Raw genomic sequence first — 17,071 nt, 5'->3', positions numbered from 1 at the left:
CGCGCGGCCGCCCCTCCCCCGCCTTCGCGCCCGGGCGGAACCGGCCGTCCGCGCGCGGCCTACGCCGGCTCGCCCTCCACCGGATGCCCGCCGCAGGCGCGCAGGAACGCCGCCACGTCGTGCGCGGCCGCCCGCACCTGCTCGGGGTCGGTGCCCTTCGCCACCACCGCGACGCCGCCGCCCGCCGGGCGGTAGTAGGGATAGCTGCCGATCTCCACCGCCGGCCAGCGCTGCTGGATGTCGGCCAGGCCCTCGGCGATGCGGCCCTCCATCAGCCCGTCCGCGTGCACCGTGCGCGAGACGATGGGCGGCCCGCCGCGCAGCCGCGGCGCGAGCGACTCGAACATCGCCTGCATCACGCGCGGCACGCCGGCGAGCACGTGGACGTTGCCGATGGTGAAGCCGGGGGCGAGGGAGACCGGGTTCTCGATCAGCGTCGCGCCGCGCGGCATGGTGGCCATGCGCTGGCGCGCCGGGTTGAAGTCGCCCGGCGGGTTGCGATGGCGGTAGTAGTTCTCGAGCAGCGCCCAGGCCGCCGGATGCGGCTCCCACGGCACGCCGAAGGCCTCGGCGATGCATTCGCTGGTTATGTCGTCGTGCGTCGGGCCGATGCCGCCGGTGGTGAAGACGTGGTCGTACCTCGCCCGCACCTCGCTGACGGCGGCGACGATCGCGGCGCGGTCGTCGGGCAGGACGCGCGCCTCGCGCAGCGCGATGCCGATCTCGCCGAGGCGGCGGGCGAGATACTGCAGGTTCGCGTCCTGGGTGCGGCCGGAGAGCACCTCGTTGCCGATGATGAGGACGCAGGCGGTGGGGTTGGCGGTCGTCGTCATGGGGGCTCCGACTCCGGAAGGCAGGCGGCGGCCGCGGACCGGACGGCGCGGCGGCGGGGGCCGGGGTGCGGCGCGCCCTCGCCCCGCGCCGCCGGGGCGCGGCCTCCCTCCCCCGGGGCGCGGGCGCGGATCGGGCGCATGCGGCCGGCCTCCGATGCCGTCGCCGGGGATGAAAGCACCGGGGAGGCGGTGCCCGCTACAGGAAGTCCCGCAGCAGCGCCACCAGCGGCCTGTCGGCCGGCGGCATGGCGTAGTCGCCGAGGCGCTGCGGCCGCACCCAGGCGAGCGCCTGGCCCTCCCGCGCGACCACCGCGCCGCTCCAGCGCCGGCAGAGATAGAGCGGCATGAGCAGGTGGAAGCGCTCGTAGCCGTGGCTGGCGAAGGCGAAGGGGGCGAGGCAGCTCTCGGCGACGTCGATGCCGAGCTCCTCCTTCAGCTCGCGGATCAGCGCCGCCTCCGGGGTCTCGCCGGGGTGGACCTTGCCGCCCGGGAACTCCCAGAGGCCGGCGAGCGGCTTGCCCTCCGGCCGGCGGGCGAGGAGCACGCGGCCGTCGGCGTCGATCAGCGCGACCGCGGCGACCAGGACGATGGGCTTGCCCTGGGCCGGGGCCGCCGCGGCCGGCGCCGCCTCCTGGCCGCCCTCCGCCCCGGGCAGGTCCTCGCGCCCTGCCACGAACCGCCGCACCGGCAGCGGGCCGCCGCGGGAGAGGAACTCCGTCACGCCCTCCCCGGCCTCGCGGAAGCCGATCCGGCGCAACACGGCGGCCGAGCGCACATTGTCCGGCAGCGCCTCGGCCTCGACCCGGTCTATGTCGAGATGGGCGAGGCCCCAGCGCAGCAGCCGCCCCGCCGCCTCGGTGGCGACGCCGTGGCCCCAGAAGCGCCGCCCGACCCAGTAGCCGAGCTCGGCCGTGCGCGGCGCCCGGGTGTCGAGCCGGAGGCCAACGCAGCCGAGCAGCACCTCGCGGTCCTGCTCGTCGCGGCCGACGATGGCGAGGTCGTAGCCCTCGCCGGTGACGAGGCGCGCGCGGGTGGAGGCGATCCACTCGTCCGCCAGTTCGCGCGGATAGGGGAACGGCACGCGGGCGAGATTTTTGGCCACCTCCCAGTCGTTGACCAGGCGGTGCAGGGCGGGCGCGTCCTCGGGGCGCAGCGGGCGCAGGGTCAGGCGTTCGGTGGTGAGCGGGGCGAAGTCCGGCTCCGGCGCCGGGGGCGGCGGCGCGGCCTCGGGGGGAGCGGGCCTGGGGCGGGAACCTGACATGCGGCGGCGGCAATCCTGGCTCGGCGGGCGGTCCGGGGCGGTTCAGCCGGCGGCGCGCACGGGGGCGGCGGCCGCCGCGCCGCCGGGCGGGCGCGGCGGCTCCGCCTCGGCCGCCGGCGAGCCGCTCGGCAGGTGGCGCTCGACGATGTAGAGCGGGCGCTGCTTGGCCTCGTTGAACACGCGGCCGAGATACTCGCCGATGATGCCAAGCGTCATGAGCTGCACCCCGCCGAGGAAGAGGACGACGGTCATCAGGCTCGGATAGCCCGCCACGGGGTTGCCGAACAGCACTGTCTTGACCACCACCTGCAGGCCGTAGAGGAGCGCGATGACCGAGGTCGCGAGGCCGAGATAGGTGGCGATCTTGAGCGGGGCGACGGTGAAGCTGGTGATGCCCTCGAGCGAGAGGTTCCACAGCCGCCAGTAGTTCCACTTGCTCGTGCCGGCGGCGCGCGGGTGGCGCTCGTAGCGCACGGCGCGCGAGGGGAAGCCGATCCAGGCGAACAGGCCCTTCATGAAGCGGTGCTGCTCGCGCAGGCGCAGCAGCGCGTCCACCGCGCGGCGGCTCATCAGGCGGAAGTCGCCGGTGTCCTTGGGCAGCTCGACGCGGCCGCCGACATGCTGCATCAGGCGGTAGAAGGCGGCGGCCGTCAGGCGCTTGAACCAGCCCTCCCCGTGCCGGGCGGTGCGCTGGGCGTAGACGACGTCGTAGCCCTCGCGCCAGGCGGCGACGAGTTCGGGGATGACCTCGGGCGGGTCCTGGAGGTCTGCGTCTATGACCACGACGGCGTCGGTCGCGGCGGCGTGGTCGAGGCCGGCGGTCAGCGCGATCTCCTTGCCGAAGTTGCGGCTGAGATTGACCAGCGCGACGCGCGGATCGGCGGCGCGGAGCGCGAGCAGCCGCGCGAGCGTGCCGTCGCGCGAGCCGTCGTTCACGTACACCACCTCCCAGGGCAGGCCGATCCGGTCCATCGCCGCGGCGAGGCGGGCGTGGAAGGCGTCGAGCACCGCCTCCTCGTTGTAGGCCGGGACGACGACCGAGAGGGCGGGGCGGGGCGCCTCCGCCGCGGGCGCGGCGGGGACCGGGGCGAGGCTGGCGGTGTCGGGCATGGGCGGCAGCGGGCGGGGGCTCCGTGCGCCGGGCCGGGACCTCCCGCGCGGGGTGCGGCGGGCCGGGGCGCGGCGGCGCCACACTAGGATGGGGCGGAACCGCGTCAACATCGAGGCACGCCGCCGTGTGGCCGCGCGGTGCGGATCGCGCCTCTTCCGCCCGCCGTGCCCGGGTGACAGGCTCGGGGCCTGGCCGTCATCCGGAAGGGGCCCGATGCCTGCTCCCTCCTCCCCCGCCGCCGCCCTCACCCGACGGGTCGCCGAGGCGATGGCGCCACCCCCGCCCGGGCTGCCGCCGGACACGCCGCTCGGCGTGGCGCTCGCCACGATGCGCGCGGCGGGCGCCTCGGCGCTGTTCGCGCTCGATGCCGCGGGCCGGCCGGTCGGCATCCTGACCGAGCAGGACGTGCTGCGCCGCGTCGCCGGGCTGCTGCCCCTGGAGGCGCCGCTCTCCGCCGCGATGAGCGCGCCGGTCATCGCCTGCCGGGCGCACGAGCATCTCTGGCGCGCCCTCGCGCTGCTGCGGGCGCGCGGGCTGCGCCACCTGCCGGTGCTCGACGCCGCGGGCCGCTGCGTCGGGGTGCTCGGGCGCGAGGCGCTGCTGGTCGCGACCGCGGGCTGGCGCATCGCGCACCTCGACGCGCTCGCGGGCGACGACGCGGCGGTCAAGCGCGCCCAGGCCGGGCTCGCCGGCTCGCTGCTGGCGGAAGGGGTGCCGGCGGCGGAGATCGTCGGCCTGGTGAGCGGCATCAACGCGGACCTGCACCGGCGCGTGCTGGAGCGGGTGCTCGCCGCGCAGCCGACGCCGCCGCCGGTGCCCTTCACCCTGCTGCTGATGGGCAGCATAGGGCGGGGCGAGAGCCTGCTGCGGCCGGACCAGGACAACGGCCTGATCCTGGCCGACTATCCGGACGCCGAGCACGACCGCGTGGACGCCTGGTTCCGGCCCTTCGCCGAGGCGCTGAACGCGGCCCTGGACGCGGCGGGATTCCCGCTCTGCAAGGGCGGGGTGATGGCGCGCAACCCCCTGTGGCGGAAGACGCTGCCGCAATGGCGCGAGCAGTTCGCGCTGTGGACGCGCCGCCGCGCCGGGGCGGCGCTGCTGTTCGCCGACATCGCCTTCGACTTCGCCGCCGCCGCCGAGGCCTGGCCCGAGGGCGGCGGGGCGCTGACCGACGAGGCCGGCGAGGTGCGCACCGCCTGGGGCGAGGCGGCGCCGGCGCCGCTGCTGCGGGCCCATCTGCACGCGCTGCTGCGCGCCGCCCCCGCGCTCCTGCACGCGCTGGCGGCGCAGGACGCGCGGCTCGGCGTCGGGCTGACCCTGTGGGGCGGGTTCGCCGACGACGAGCCGGGGCCGGGGCGGCGCACCGACCTCAAGCTGCACGGGCTGATGCCCCTGGTCGCGGCGGCGCGGCTGCTCGCGCTGCGGCACGGCGTGACGCACAGCGGGACGGCGGCGCGGCTGGCCGGCCTCGCGGCGCTCGGTGTGCTCGGCGGGGCGGAGGCGGCGGAGCTCGAGGAGGCGCGCGGCGTGCTGCTCGACGCCCTGCTCCGCCAGCAGCTCGCCGACCACGCGGAGGGGCGGCTGCCCGGCAACCTGGTGGACACCGCCGCGCTCGACCGGGCGGCGCGGACGCGGCTGCGCGAGGCCCTGCGCACGGTGCGCAGCTTCTCCCGGACCGCGCTGGCGACCTTCTCCGGCAGCCCATGGTAGCCGCGGCGCTAGAAATGGCGCGCGGCGGCGGCGATCTCGCGCTCCATCCGGGTGCGCCGGACCAGCTCGGGCAGGTGCTCGATGCCGCGCGCCGCGGCGCGGGCGAGCAGGCGGGGCCAGAGCTCGGCCGTCGCGGCGGCGTCGGCGAGCGCATCGTGGCGGCCGGCGATGACGATGCCGAGGCGGCCGCACACGGCGTCAAGCGAGTGGTCCGGCTCCTGCGGATCGAGCCAGCGCGAGAGCACCATCGAGCAGAGGACGGGGTTGGCGAGGGGCGGCGCGCCGCGGAGTTCGGCCATGTAGAGCAGGGTGCGGTCGAAGGCGGCGTTGTGCGCGACCAGCACCGCGTCGCCGGCGAAGGCGGCGAAGGCGGCGACGGCCTCGGCCTCGGGCGGCGCGTGGGCGACCATCGCATCGTCAATCCCGTGGTAGCGGCGCGCGCGCTCCGGGATCGGGCGGCCGGGGTTGACCAGGGTGAAGAAGCGGTCGGCCGGCTCGATCCCGCGCAGGCGCACGGCGCCGATGGCGACGATGGCGTCGCCGCGCGTGGGGTGCAGGCCGGTCGCCTCCAGGTCGAAGGCGACGTAGTGCTGCGCGGCGAGGGGACCGGACGGGAGCGGGGCGTGGAAATGCGCCTGCGTGGCCAGGAGCTCGGTCACGCCCGGCGCGTGGAGGTGCCGGGCGAGGCCGCCCAGCAGGCGGCGCAGCCGGGGGACGAGCGGGGGGCGGCGGCCGGCCATGGTCGGGCGCAGCATCGCACGCTTGCGCGCCGGCGCGGGAGGGGGCAGGGGAAGGCGACAGCGAGGGAGGGACGGAGATGGCGGGCGAAGGCAGCACCGGCAGCCGTTACGACGAGGTCTATGCGGCCTGGCGGCGCGACCCCGAGGGCTACTGGGCCGAGGCGGCGCGCGGCGTGGCCTGGGACCGCCCGCCCGAGCGGATCTTCGACCCCGCGCTCGGCGTCTATGGCCGCTGGTTCCCGGGCGGGCGGCTGAACACCTGCTTCAACGCGGTGGACCGCCACGTCGCCGCGGGGCGCGGCGGGCAGGCGGCGATCGTCTGGGACAGCGCGATGACCGGCCGCTGCGAGACCCTGACCTACGCCGGGCTGCAGTCCCGGGTGGCGAAGCTCGCCGGCGCGCTGGCGGCGCGCGGCGTCGGCAAGGGCGACCGCGTGGTGATCTACATGCCGATGGTGCCGGAGGCGCCGATCGCGATGCTCGCCTGCGCCCGGCTCGGCGCGATCCATTCGGTGGTGTTCGGCGGCTTCGCCGCCGCCGAGCTCGCCGCCCGCATCGCCGACGCCAGGCCGAAGGCGATCGTCTCGGCGAGCTGCGGGCTCGAGCCCGGGCGGGTGGTGAAGTACAAGCCGCTGCTCGACGCCGCGATCGACCTCTCGCCGCACAAGCCGGGGACGGTGCTGATCCTGCAGCGCGAGCAGGCGCCCTGCGAACTGCGCCCCGGGCGCGACGAGGACCTGCTCGAGGCGGAGGCGGCCGCGGCGCCGCATCCGTGCGTGCCGGTGGAGAGCACCGATCCGCTCTACATCCTCTACACCTCCGGCACGACGGGGGCGCCCAAGGGGATCGTGCGCGACAACGGCGGGCACGCGGTGGCGCTGCACCACTCGATGGGGCTCGTCTATGGCGTCGGCGCAGGCGACGTCTATTGGGCGGCGAGCGACGTCGGCTGGGTGGTGGGGCACTCCTACATCGTCTATGGGCCGCTGCTCGCCGGCTGCACGACGATCCTCTACGAGGGCAAGCCGGTCGGCACGCCGGATGCCGGCGCGTTCTGGCGCGTCTGCGCGCAGCACGGGGTGAAGGTGCTGTTCACCGCCCCGACCGCGATCCGCGCCATCAAGAAGGAGGACCCCCGCGGCGCGCTGATGGCGCGCCACGACCTGTCGCGGCTGGAGGCGCTCTATCTCGCCGGGGAGCGCTGCGACCCGGACACCGTGGTCTGGGCCGAGGCGCTGTTGCGCAGGCCGGTGGTGGACCACTGGTGGCAGACCGAGACCGGCTGGGCGATCACCGGCGATTTCCGCGGGCTCGGGCTGTTTCCCGTGAAACCGGGCTCCGGCGGCAAGCCGGCGCCGGGCTATGCGGTGGTGGCGCTCGACGAGTCGGGGCGCGAGGTGCCGCGCGGGCAGATCGGCGCGCTAGCGATCAGGCTGCCGCTTCCGCCCGCCTCCCTGCCGACGCTGTGGAACGCGGACGAGCGCTTCCGCGCGGCCTATCTCTCCGCCTTCCCCGGCCACTACAGCACCGCGGACGCGGGGATGGTGGACGAGGACGGCTACGTCTGGGTGATGAGCCGCACCGACGACATCATCAACGTCGCCGGCCACCGGCTGAGCACGGGGGCGATGGAGGAGGTGCTCGCCTCGCACCCGGACGTCGCCGAATGCGCGGTGGTCGGCGTGAAGGACAGCCTGAAGGGCCAGGTGCCGCTCGGCCTGGTGGTGCTGAAGGCGGGGGCGACGAGGAGCGAGGCGGAGATCGCCGCCGAGCTGGCGGCGCTGGTGCGCGAGCGGATCGGGCCGGTGGCGGCGTTCCGGGAGGCGCGGGTGGTGCAGCGCCTTCCGAAGACGCGCAGCGGCAAGATCCTGCGCGCCACCTTGCGCAAGATCGCCGACGGCGAGAGCTACACGGTGCCGCCGACGATCGACGACCCGGCGATCCTCGACGAGGTGGCGGCGGTGCTGCGCGCGGCGATGCGCTGAGCGCGTCGCGCCCTCAGGAGCGGTAGCTGCCGTTGATGTCGATGTAGCCGTGGGTGAGGTCGCAGGTCCACACCGTGGCCTCGCCGCGGCCGAGGCCGATGTCCACCGTGATCTCGACCTCGCGCCCCCGCATGTGCTCGACGACCGGCGTCTCGTCGTAGTCCGGCACCACGCCGCCGTCGCGCGCCATCCACACGCCGCCGACCGCGACCGAGAGCCGGTCGCGGTCCGCCGGCTCGCCGGCCTTGCCGACCGCCATGACGATCCGGCCCCAGTTGGCGTCGCCCCCGGCGATCGCGGTCTTGACCAGCGGCGAATTGGCGATCGCCAGGGCGATGCGCTGTGCCGAGCGGGCGCTGACGGCGCCGGTGACGGCGATGCGCACCAGCTTCTGCGCTCCCTCGCCGTCGCGCACCACCTGCAGCGCGAGATCGTGCAGCAGCTCGTCGAGCGCGCGGGCGAAGTCGCGCAGCATGGCGCCGCCCGTGGCCGGCACGCGCGGGTGCCTCGCCGTGCCGGCGGCGAACAGCAGCACGGTGTCGCTGGTCGAGGTGTCGGAATCGACGGTGATGCGGTTGAAGGAGCGCTCCACCGCCCGCTTCAGCAGCCGCTGCAACACGGCGGCGGGCAGCTTCGCGTCGGTGGCGGCGAAGCAGAGCATGGTCGCCATGTCGGGCGCGATCATGCCGCTGCCCTTGGCGATGCCGTTGATCGTAACCGTGGCGTCGCCGATCCGCGCGGTGCGCGTCGCGCCCTTGGGGAAGGTGTCGGTGGTCATGATGGCGCGCGCCGCCGCCGGCCAGGCCGCCTCGGAGAGGCGCGGCATCAGGCCGGGCAGGGCGCCGGTCAGCTTCCCGGTCGGCAGGCGCTCGCCGATCACGCCGGTGGAGGCGAGGAAGACCTCGCGCGGGCGGCAGCCGAGCAGCTCCGCCATCGCCTGCGCCGTGGCCTCGCAGGTCTCGCGTCCGGCGCGCCCGGTGAAGACGTTGGCGTTGCCGGCGTTGACCACGAGGGCGCGCGCCTTGCCGCCGCCCCTCGCCAGCGCGGCGCGGCACCAGTCCACGGGCGCCCCCGGGCAGCGGTTGCGGGTGAAGAGGCCGGCGACCGTCGTGCCCTGCGGGAAGGCCATCACCATCACGTCCTCGCGTCCGCGGTAGCGGATCTCCGCCGCGCCGGTGGCGAGGCGCACGCCCGGCACGGGCGGCATCTCCGGAAAGGGGACGGCGAGCGGGGAGACGGGCAGGGGGCCTGCGGCCATGGCGGTCCTCGTTCCTGGTCGCTGCTGGGGTCGTCATCGCGCGCGCGGGCCACCCCCGGCGGCCGGCGCGCCGCTGGCAATGCTCCTTGCCCCCTCAGCGCCGCTGCGGGGCGGCGGGGGGCGGCGTCGCGTTGTCGAGCAGGCTCCCGCCGCCCGAGCTCGGCGGCGCGGCGCGCTGCGGCGTGCCGTCGAGGTTGAAGCGCTCGATCCGCGCCGCGGAGCGGATGCGCTCCACCACGGCGCTCACCTCCTCCTCGGCCATCTGCTGGCGCAGCGTCTCGCGCGCCTCCTCGAAGCTGGGCGGCGCGGCGGGGCGGCGCTCCTCGACCTTGATGACGTGCCAGCCGAACGGGCTCTGCACCGGCGTCTCGCTGACCTGGCCGGCGCGGAGGGCGAAGGCGGCCTCGGCGAATTCCGGGATCATGTCGCCGCGCTTGAAGAAGCCGAGGTCGCCGCCCTCCTGCGCCCCGGGACCGGTCGAGCGGCGGCGGGCGATCTCGGCGAAGTCGGCGCCGGGGCGGCGCGCCTCGGCGAGCGCGGCGCGCGCCTCCTCCTCGCTCGGCACCAGGATGTGGCGGGCGCGGATCTCCTCCTCCGGCGGCCGGCTGGCGATCTCGCGCTGGTAGCGCTCGCGCAGCGCCGCCTCGGAGAGGCGGCCGGCGATCTCGCGGCCGACCAGCGCCTGCTGCAGTTCCCGCTCCTCGGCGCGGCGGATGCGCGCGGCGACCGCGGGGTCGCGGTCGAGGCCGGCGCGCCGCGCGGCGGCGACCAGGGCGTGCTGCGTGATGAGCTGGTCGAGCAGCAGGGGATAGAGCACCTGGGGCGGCGCGGCGCGCAGCTGCTCCGGCAGGAGGAGCGTGGCCTCGCCGAGGTCGCCGAGCGTGATCGGCTCGCCGTCCACGCGGGCGACGACGGTGTCGGGCGAGGGCGCGGCGGGCGGGGATGGCTGCGGCGGCGGCGAGGGCTGCTGCGCCCGCGGGGTCGGGGCGCCGGTGGCGATCAGCGAGGCGGCGAGGGCCGCGACGAAACGACGCATCGGAGGGATGACCCTTCCAGGGTGGCCCGGGACCATGGCGGATGCGCCGCACGGCCACAAGTCTGCCCGGCGGCCCAGGCCGGCCGGGGCCCGAACAGGATGATCGCCGCTCCGCCGAGGATGACGGCGGCCCCGAGGAGGTCCCACCGGTCGGGCCGCACCGCCTCGACCGCCCAGAGCCAGAGCAGCGCGGCGGCCACGCAGATCCCGCCACAGGCGGCGTAGGCGCGGCCCGCGGCCGCGCTCTCGGCGCGCGTCAGCAACACGGCGAACAGCGCCAGGCGGGCCAGCCCCGGCAGCGGCCACCAGGCGGAGCGGCCGAGGCGGAGCCAGGCCCGGAAGGCGAAGCGGCCGGCGATCTCGGCCAGCGCCGCCGCGCCGAAGGCGAGGAACGAGGGCATGATCCCGGCGCGGGGAGGAAGGCGCCGGTGCGCACGGGCCGCGCAGCAGAGCCGCCGCGCCGCGCGGCGGCGATCCGGCGCCGGCCCGCCCGGCGGGGCGCGGCGCGCGCGAGCGGCGGAGCGGCGTTGACGCCGCCGCCGCGCCTTCCTATCTCTCGGATGCCGCGCCGCCGCCCGGACGGACCCGCTGGTGGTCCGGCCGGGCGCGGCGTTTGTCATGTCTCCCCCGCCCTTCGCGGATGACGCCCAGGCGGGCGCCGTCCGCCCCGGAGACCCCGCCTCGCATGTTCGCCCGACTCGCCCGCGCCATCTTCGGCACCTCGAACGACCGCGCCCTCAAGCGCTACCGCGCCCGCGTGCCGGCGATCAACGCGCTCGAGCCGGCGATCGCGGCGCTCTCCGACGAGGCGCTGCGCGGCAAGACGGCGGAGTTCCGCGCCCGGCTCGCCCAGGGCGAGACCCTCGACGACCTGCTGCCGGAGGCCTTCGCGGTGGTGCGCGAGGCCTCGAGGCGCACCCTCGGCCTGCGCCACTTCGACGTGCAGCTCATCGGCGGCATGGTGCTGCACGAGGGCAAGATCGCTGAGATGAAGACCGGCGAGGGCAAGACCCTGGTCGCGACGCTGCCGGTCTATCTCAACGCGCTCGCCGGCAAGGGCGTGCACGTCGTCACCGTCAACGACTACCTGGCGAAGCGCGACGCCGAGTGGATGGGGCGGATCTACCGCTTCCTCGGCCTCTCCGTCGGCGTCATCGTGCACGGCCTGACCGACGAGCAGCGGCGCGAGGCCTACGCCTGCGACGTCACCTACGGCACCAACAACGAGTTCGGCTTCGACTACCTGCGCGACAACATGAAGTACCGGCTGGAGGAGATGGTCCAGCGGGACTTCCACTACGCGATCGTGGACGAGGTGGACTCGATCCTGATCGACGAGGCGCGCACGCCGCTGATCATCTCGGGGCCGACCGACGACACCTCCGAGCTCTACCGCAAGGTGGACGCGGTGGTGCGCGAACTGGTGAAGGACAAGGACACCTACGAGAAGGACGAGAAATTCCGCACCGTCTCGCTGACCGAGCTGGGCAGCGAGCGGGTGGAGGAGATGCTGCGCGAGGCGGGCCTGCTGACCGAGGGCGGGCTCTACGACATCCACAACGTCACGCTGGTGCACCACGTGCAGCAGTCGCTGCGCGCGCACACGCTGTTCCACCGCGACGTCGAATACATCGTCCGGCAGGACAAGATCGTCATCATCGACGAGTTCACCGGCCGCATGATGGAGGGCCGCCGCTACTCCGACGGGCTGCACCAGGCGCTCGAGGCGAAGGAGGGCGTGACGGTCCAGCCGGAGAACCAGACGCTCGCCTCGATCACCTTCCAGAACTACTTCCGCCTCTACCCGAAGCTCGCCGGCATGACCGGCACGGCGGCGACCGAGGCGGACGAATTCGCCGAGATCTACAAGCTGGAGGTGGTGGAGATCCCCACCAACCTGCCGGTCGCGCGCGTGGACCAGGACGACGAGGTGTACCGCACCGCGCGCGAGAAGTACGACGCGGTGCTGGCGCTGATCGAGGAGTGCCGCGCGCGCGGCCAGCCGGTGCTGGTCGGCACGACGAGCATCGAGAAGTCCGAGCTGCTGAGCGGGCTGCTGCGGAAGAAGGGCATCCCGCACAACGTGCTCAACGCCCGCTACCACGAGCAGGAGGCGGAGATCATCGCCCAGGCCGGCCGGCCCGGCGCGGTGACGATCGCGACCAACATGGCGGGCCGCGGCACCGACATCCAGCTCGGCGGCAACGCCGAGATGCTGGCGCGGCACGACGCCGGCGGCGCCACCGAGGGGCCGGAGTTCGAGGCCGCGCTCGCCCGCCGCAAGGCGGAGGTCGAGGAGGCGCGGAAGAAGGTCATCGCCGCCGGCGGCTTGTTCGTGATCGGCACCGAGCGGCACGAGAGCCGGCGCATCGACAACCAGCTCCGCGGCCGCTCCGGCCGCCAGGGCGACCCGGGCGCGTCGCGCTTCTTCCTCTCGCTCGAGGACGACCTGATGCGGATCTTCGGGTCCGACCGCATGGGCGGGATGCTGCAGAAGCTCGGCCTCAAGGAAGGCGAGGCCATCATCCACCCCTGGATCAACAAGGCGCTCGAGAAGGCGCAGAAGAAGGTCGAGGCGCGCAACTTCGACACCCGCAAGAACCTGCTCAAGTACGACGACGTGATGAACGACCAGCGCCGCGAGGTGTACGCGCAGCGCAGGGCGTTCATGCAGGCCGAGGACGTCTCCGAGACCGTCGCCGAGATGCGCCGCGAGACCATCGAGGACATGGTCGCGCGCGCCATCCCGGAGAACGCCTACCCCGAGCAGTGGGACGTCGAGGGGCTGCAGCGCAAGGTCGCCGAGGTGCTCGGCCTCGACCTGCCGGTCGCCGAGTGGGCGCGCGAGGAGGGGATCGACGAGACGCAGGTGCGCGAGCGGCTGCTGGAGGCCGCGGAGCGCGCCTACGCCGCCAAGGTCGCCAACATCGGCCCCGAGCTCATGCGCATGGTGGAGAAGAGCCTGCTGCTGCAGGTCTTCGACCAGGTGTGGAAGGAGCACCTGCTCGCGCTCGACCACCTGCGCCAGGGCATCGGCCTGCGCGCCTACGGCCAGCGCGACCCGCTGAACGAGTACAAGCGCGAGGCCTTCGCCCTGTTCAACGCCATGCTCGGCGAGCTGCGCGAGCGGGTGACGGGCCTGATGATGCGGATCGAGCTGCGCCCGGAGGCGCCGCCGCCGCTGCCCGAGCCGGTGCGGGTGCTGGACATGCGCCATCCGGACCCGGCGATGGCGGGCGCGGAGCTCGAGCCGGCCTGGGCGAACGGCGAAGGCGGCGCCGGCTGGGCGCCCGCGCCGCCGGCGCCGCGGGTGGCGGAGGCGGTGGACCCGAACCTCCCCGCGACCTGGCACCGCACGCCGCGCAACGCCCCCTGCCCCTGCGGCAGCGGGCGCAAGTACAAGCACTGCCACGGGCGGGTGGCCTGAGCGGCGGGCGGGGGAACCGCCGCGCCGCCGCTCAGCCGCCGTCCGGCGTCGCCTTCCTGCCGGCGCAGAGCCGCGCGAGCGTCGCGGTCAGCTCGGCCGGGTCGTAGGGCTTGGCCAGCACCGGCGCGTCCTTATGCTCCGGCGGCAGGCCGGCGGCGCCGTAGCCCGTCGCGACCACGAACGGCACGCCGCGCGCGGCGAGCACGTCCGCCAGCGGGACCGAGGTCTCGCCCGCCAGGTTGAGGTCGAGCACCGCCGCGTCCGGCGCGGCCTCGCTCTCCAGCAGGGCGACGGCGTCGGAGACGGTGGCCACGGGACCAAGCACCTCGCAGCCGGCGTCCACCAGGGCGTCCTCGACCAGCATCGCGACCAGCGCCTCGTCCTCGACGACCAGGATCCGCCGTCCGCCCAGATGTCCCACGCTCATGCAACGCCCTCGCTGGCTGCCGCGGCGCCGGGGGGGGCGGCGCGGAAGCGGATGAACGCCTCGAACCCGGCGGGGTCATAGCGCAGGGTCACCGAGGCGTCGCGCCCCAGTTCGCCGGCGAGGCCCCGCTCGAGGAGGCGCGTGCCGAAGCCGCTGCGCGTCGGCCGGCGGACCTCCGGGCCGCCCCGTTCGCGCCAGATCAGGCAGGCCAGGCCGGGGGAGCCGGCGCCCCGCTCCCCGGCCGCGCCCGCCGCCGGCGCCGCTTCCCAGCGCAGCGTGACGGTGCCGCCGGGACGCGAGAGGGCGCCGTGCTTCGCCGCGTTGGTGGCGAGCTCGTGCAGCCCGAGGGCGAGGCCGAGCGCCTGCCGCGGCGCGAGCCACAGCACCGGCCCCTCCTCGACGATCCGCGTCGCGAGCGCGCCGCCCTCGGCGCTCCGCCAGGGGGCGAGCGCCGCCGTGACCACCTCGCCGAGCGTCGCGCCGCGCCAGGTGCGCGCGGTGAGCAGGTCGTGCGCGCGCGAGAGGGCGAGCAGCCGCGCCTGGAAGTCGGCGAGGAAGCGTTCCAGGGCCTGGGCGCCGCCGGGCCGCGGCGGGGCCGCGGCCGCCTCGTCCGGCGCCGTGCCGCCGTCGCCGAGCCGGCCGCGCGCCGTCTGGCGGGCGAGCGACTGCACCGTCGCCAGCGTGTTCTTCACCCGGTGGTTGAGCTCGCCCATCAGCATCGCCTGGCGCTCCTCCGACCGCTTGCGCGCCGTGACGTCGCGCACCAGGCGGCCGATGCGCACCACGCGCCCGGCGGCGTCCCGGATCGGGAACAGGATGTCGCGCACCCAGCGGAGAGGAGGGGCGCCTTCCGCGGCGACGTCGTCCGCCGCCGCGGAAGGCGGCAGGGCGTCGTCGTCCGGGGCTGCCGCCCCGCCCTCGGGGCGGAGCAGCCGGTATTCGCTGTCGATCGCCGGCGCCTCGCCCGCCGCGGCGCGCCGCAGCGCGGCGGCGGCCCGGTCGCGGTCCTCGGGATGGACGCGCTCGAGCCACCGCCACGGCTCCACCACCAGCGTCGCGCGGCCGAGACCCCAGATGCGCTCGAAGGCCGGGCTGAGATATTCGATGCGCCGGCCTTCGGGATCGCTGATCCAGAGACCGTCGGGGCTCGCCTCGGCGAAGCGGCGGAACCGCTCCTCGCTCGCGGCCAGCGCCTCGGCCGCGGCGATCGCGGCCTGGCGCGCCGCGGTCTCGGCGGCGACCTGGCGCTGCAGGGCCTCGGCCGCGGCGTGCTCGGCGCCGATGTCGGCGAAGGCGACGACGGCCCCGGTCAGCCGCCCGGCGGTGTCGCGGATCGGCGCGCTCCAGGCGCGGATCCAGACCGCGCTGCCGTCGGGGCGCTGCAGCCGCATCTCGCCCTGGGCGTGGGCGCCGCTGGCGAGGGTGCGGGCGAGCGGCAGGTCCGCGGGGGCGAGGCGGCGGCCCTCGGCGTCATAGGCCTCCCAGCCGGCCGGCTCTCCGCCGTCCTCCGCGGCAGCGACGGTGCGCTCGCCGAGGATCTCCGCCGCCTGGCGGTTGGCCAGCAGCACCCGGCCGGAGGGCGCCTCGGCCAGCAGCACGCCCACCGGGACATGCTCCAGCACCGCCTTGAGCCGCGCCTCGCTGTCGCGCAGCGCCGCCTCGGCGATCCGGGCGGCGCTCACGTCGCGGAAGAACAGCGTGAGGCCGCCATCCGCGCCGGGGAAGGCGTCGGCGCTGATCCACAGGCCGAGGCGCGCATGGTAGCCGCTGATCCCCCGCGGCCGGCGGTCGCGCATGGCGCGGCGGAAGGCCGTCTCGAACGGGCTGTCCGGGTCGCGCGGGAAGGCGTCCCAGAGGCTGGCGCCGAGCGGCGCTCCCGCCCCTCCCGCGCCGGGCGTGCCGGAGGCGTCCGCGCGGCCGCCGAGCATCTGCCGCGCCCGGCCGTTGGCGTAGGTGAGGCGCCACTCCGCATCCACCACCAGGACGCCGTCGGTGGTGCTCTCCAGCACCGACTCGAGGCGGGCGGCGAGCGCCGCGCTCTCGGCCTCGCGCGCGCGCCGCTCGGCCGCGGCGGCGGCCAGCGCGCTCGCCACCGCGTCCAGCTCGCGCAGCCCGGTGGCGGCGCCCGGGCTCGGCACCTCGCCGCGGCCGACCGCGGCGGCGGCGTGCTCGAGCCGCGCCAGCGGCTGCACGATGCGCCGCGTTCCCCAGAGGGCGAGGCCGAGCGACATGCCGAACACGACCACCGCGCCGCCGGCGCCGACCGAGATCAGCGAGCGCCGCACCGACCCGTCCACCACCGCCTCGGGAATTCCGACCAGCGCGGTCCAGGGCGCGGCCGCGAGGTGCTGCCAGGCGACATAGACGGGGCCGTCGGCCGCCGCGCCGCCCGGCGCCGTCGCGCGGCCCCAGCCGGACCGGGCGCCTTCCGGGGCGGCGCCCACCACCGCCAGCGCCTCGGCGTGCACCGGCAGGCCGACAAAGCGCTCGGGGTCCGGCTGGCGGGCGAGGATCGTGCCGCGCCGGTCGTGCACCACGGCGGTCCAGCCCGGCGGCATCACCACCTGCCGCAGCGCGCGGGACCAGAACTGCACCGCGTCGGCGCCGATCGAGAGCATGTGCGGGGACCCGCCCGGCTCGCCGCCCGGTTCGCTGCCCGGCAGCCGCACCGGCAGGCTGACCGCGACCGTGGCGCGTCCGCCGCCCGGCGAGCGATACACCTCGGAGACCGGCGTCTCCGCGGCCGGCGTGACGAGGCCCGCCTCCTGGACCCCGTCGGACCAGGCCGCGCGCGGCAGCGGCCGGCCGAAGGGGAGCGCGGTGTTGACGAGCTGCCGCCCATCGGAGGCGGTCAGCATCACCTGGGCGCCGATCGCGACGGCGAGGGTGCTGGCCTGGCGATGGAACAGCGCCAGGTCGCCCGCCGCCAGGGCCGGCGAGGTGGAGAGCGCGACCAGGCTGGCGTGCAGGGCGCCGATCTCGCGTTCCGTCGCCGCGGCGACGGCGCGCGCCGTCTCGAGCCCGCCGGCGACGGCCGCCTCGCGCTTGGCCTCGGCGAGACGGACCGCGGTGAGGGTCGCGAAGGCCCAGGCCGGCAGCAGCAGGGCGAGGACCAGCGCGACGAGATAGACGCGCACGCTGCGCCCGCTCCGGGCCGCGTGGCGCGGCGATGCCCGCGCGCGCGAACGGGTCGCGGCGAGTCCCGCCAGGGCGACAAAGCCCGCCCGCGCCTGGCGCCGGTTGCTTTCGCTGCCGACGCGGCCGTGATCCACGGCACCGG

The 17,071-nt window shown here is 76.0% G+C and carries 12 protein-coding genes; 3 read left to right on the top strand and 9 right to left on the bottom strand.

Annotation, left to right across the window (positions count from 1 at the left end; genetic code table 11):
• Nucleotides 1–59: 59 nt before the first annotated feature.
• From K1J50_RS06785 to K1J50_RS06775, 3 genes are all read right to left on the bottom strand, one after another.
• Complete coding sequence (locus K1J50_RS06785) at nucleotides 60–833, bottom strand: competence/damage-inducible protein A (protein WP_220116949.1); 774 nt, start codon at nucleotides 831–833, stop codon at nucleotides 60–62.
• A 196-nt stretch (nucleotides 834–1,029) separates the two neighbouring features.
• On the bottom strand, nucleotides 1,030–2,094 hold the full coding sequence (locus K1J50_RS06780; RefSeq protein ID WP_220116948.1) for a bifunctional GNAT family N-acetyltransferase/(deoxy)nucleoside triphosphate pyrophosphohydrolase: 1,065 nt from the start codon (nucleotides 2,092–2,094) through the stop codon (nucleotides 1,030–1,032).
• A gap of 42 nt (nucleotides 2,095–2,136) precedes the next feature.
• Nucleotides 2,137–3,204: a glycosyltransferase family 2 protein gene (locus K1J50_RS06775; protein WP_220116947.1), complete on the bottom strand. Its 1,068-nt coding sequence runs from the start codon at nucleotides 3,202–3,204 to the stop codon at nucleotides 2,137–2,139.
• 214 nt (nucleotides 3,205–3,418) lie between these two features.
• Between K1J50_RS06775 and K1J50_RS06770 the strand changes: the two genes are divergently transcribed.
• Entirely contained in the window at nucleotides 3,419–4,918 is a 1,500-nt protein-coding gene (locus K1J50_RS06770) for a DUF294 nucleotidyltransferase-like domain-containing protein (protein WP_220116946.1), read from the top strand.
• Nucleotides 4,919–4,926: 8 nt separating this feature from the next.
• On the opposite strand, the gene K1J50_RS06765 is transcribed toward K1J50_RS06770, so the two are convergent.
• Complete coding sequence (locus K1J50_RS06765) at nucleotides 4,927–5,673, bottom strand: 3'-5' exonuclease (RefSeq protein WP_220116945.1); 747 nt, start codon at nucleotides 5,671–5,673, stop codon at nucleotides 4,927–4,929.
• A 62-nt stretch (nucleotides 5,674–5,735) separates the two neighbouring features.
• Between K1J50_RS06765 and K1J50_RS06760 the strand changes: the two genes are divergently transcribed.
• On the top strand, nucleotides 5,736–7,643 hold the full coding sequence (locus K1J50_RS06760) for an AMP-binding protein (protein ID WP_220116944.1): 1,908 nt from the start codon (nucleotides 5,736–5,738) through the stop codon (nucleotides 7,641–7,643).
• Between the two features lie 13 nt (nucleotides 7,644–7,656).
• Here K1J50_RS06760 and argJ read toward each other — a convergent pair whose 3' ends face one another.
• The 3 genes from argJ to K1J50_RS06745 all read right to left on the bottom strand — a co-directional run bounded on the left by argJ (nucleotide 7,657) and on the right by K1J50_RS06745 (nucleotide 10,338).
• Nucleotides 7,657–8,901 carry a bifunctional glutamate N-acetyltransferase/amino-acid acetyltransferase ArgJ gene (gene argJ / locus K1J50_RS06755; RefSeq protein WP_220116943.1) on the bottom strand — a complete coding sequence of 415 codons (1,245 nt, stop codon included), beginning with the start codon at nucleotides 8,899–8,901 and terminating at the stop codon, nucleotides 7,657–7,659.
• 94 nt (nucleotides 8,902–8,995) lie between these two features.
• Nucleotides 8,996–9,937 (bottom strand): peptidylprolyl isomerase, encoded by a 942-nt coding sequence (locus tag K1J50_RS06750; RefSeq protein ID WP_220116942.1) that lies wholly within the window; start codon nucleotides 9,935–9,937, stop codon nucleotides 8,996–8,998.
• Nucleotides 9,901–10,338, bottom strand: coding sequence for a YnfA family protein (locus tag K1J50_RS06745; RefSeq protein ID WP_220116941.1), 438 nt, complete (start codon nucleotides 10,336–10,338; stop codon nucleotides 9,901–9,903). Before K1J50_RS06745 ends, K1J50_RS06750 begins: the two co-directional genes overlap by 37 nt.
• 284 nt (nucleotides 10,339–10,622) lie before the next feature.
• Between K1J50_RS06745 and secA the strand changes: the two genes are divergently transcribed.
• Nucleotides 10,623–13,364, top strand: coding sequence for a preprotein translocase subunit SecA (secA, locus tag K1J50_RS06740; protein WP_220116940.1), 2,742 nt, complete (start codon nucleotides 10,623–10,625; stop codon nucleotides 13,362–13,364).
• Nucleotides 13,365–13,395: 31 nt separating this feature from the next.
• Here the strand turns inward: secA and K1J50_RS06735 are convergent, their stop codons facing one another.
• Both K1J50_RS06735 and K1J50_RS06730 read right to left on the bottom strand, forming a co-directional pair.
• Nucleotides 13,396–13,791: a response regulator gene (locus K1J50_RS06735; RefSeq protein WP_220116939.1), complete on the bottom strand. Its 396-nt coding sequence runs from the start codon at nucleotides 13,789–13,791 to the stop codon at nucleotides 13,396–13,398.
• Nucleotides 13,788–16,928 carry a PAS domain S-box protein gene (locus tag K1J50_RS06730; protein ID WP_220116938.1) on the bottom strand — a complete coding sequence of 1,047 codons (3,141 nt, stop codon included), beginning with the start codon at nucleotides 16,926–16,928 and terminating at the stop codon, nucleotides 13,788–13,790. Before K1J50_RS06730 ends, K1J50_RS06735 begins: the two co-directional genes overlap by 4 nt.
• Nucleotides 16,929–17,071: the final 143 nt, after the last annotated feature.

This window comes from Caldovatus aquaticus (genome assembly GCF_019458025.1).
GTDB lineage: Bacteria > Pseudomonadota > Alphaproteobacteria > Acetobacterales > Acetobacteraceae > Caldovatus > Caldovatus aquaticus.
This window is presented reverse-complemented; position numbering and strand designations above follow the sequence as displayed.

Excerpts from the sequence above, each read along its gene's own strand:
- K1J50_RS06750 (WP_220116942.1), bottom strand. The coding sequence starts at position 9,937 with ATGCGTCGTTTCGTCGCGGCCCTCGCCGCCTCGCTGATCGCCACCGGC.
- K1J50_RS06780 (WP_220116948.1), bottom strand. The coding sequence starts at position 2,094 with ATGTCAGGTTCCCGCCCCAGGCCCGCTCCCCCCGAGGCCGCGCCGCCG.
- K1J50_RS06770 (WP_220116946.1), top strand. The coding sequence starts at position 3,419 with ATGCCTGCTCCCTCCTCCCCCGCCGCCGCCCTCACCCGACGGGTCGCC.
- K1J50_RS06735 (WP_220116939.1), bottom strand. The coding sequence starts at position 13,791 with ATGAGCGTGGGACATCTGGGCGGACGGCGGATCCTGGTCGTCGAGGAC.
- K1J50_RS06745 (WP_220116941.1), bottom strand. The coding sequence starts at position 10,338 with ATGCCCTCGTTCCTCGCCTTCGGCGCGGCGGCGCTGGCCGAGATCGCC.
- K1J50_RS06760 (WP_220116944.1), top strand. The coding sequence starts at position 5,736 with ATGGCGGGCGAAGGCAGCACCGGCAGCCGTTACGACGAGGTCTATGCG.
- K1J50_RS06765 (WP_220116945.1), bottom strand. The coding sequence starts at position 5,673 with ATGCTGCGCCCGACCATGGCCGGCCGCCGCCCCCCGCTCGTCCCCCGG.
- K1J50_RS06785 (WP_220116949.1), bottom strand. The coding sequence starts at position 833 with ATGACGACGACCGCCAACCCCACCGCCTGCGTCCTCATCATCGGCAAC.
- secA (WP_220116940.1), top strand. The coding sequence starts at position 10,623 with ATGTTCGCCCGACTCGCCCGCGCCATCTTCGGCACCTCGAACGACCGC.
- K1J50_RS06775 (WP_220116947.1), bottom strand. The coding sequence starts at position 3,204 with ATGCCCGACACCGCCAGCCTCGCCCCGGTCCCCGCCGCGCCCGCGGCG.
- argJ (WP_220116943.1), bottom strand. The coding sequence starts at position 8,901 with ATGGCCGCAGGCCCCCTGCCCGTCTCCCCGCTCGCCGTCCCCTTTCCG.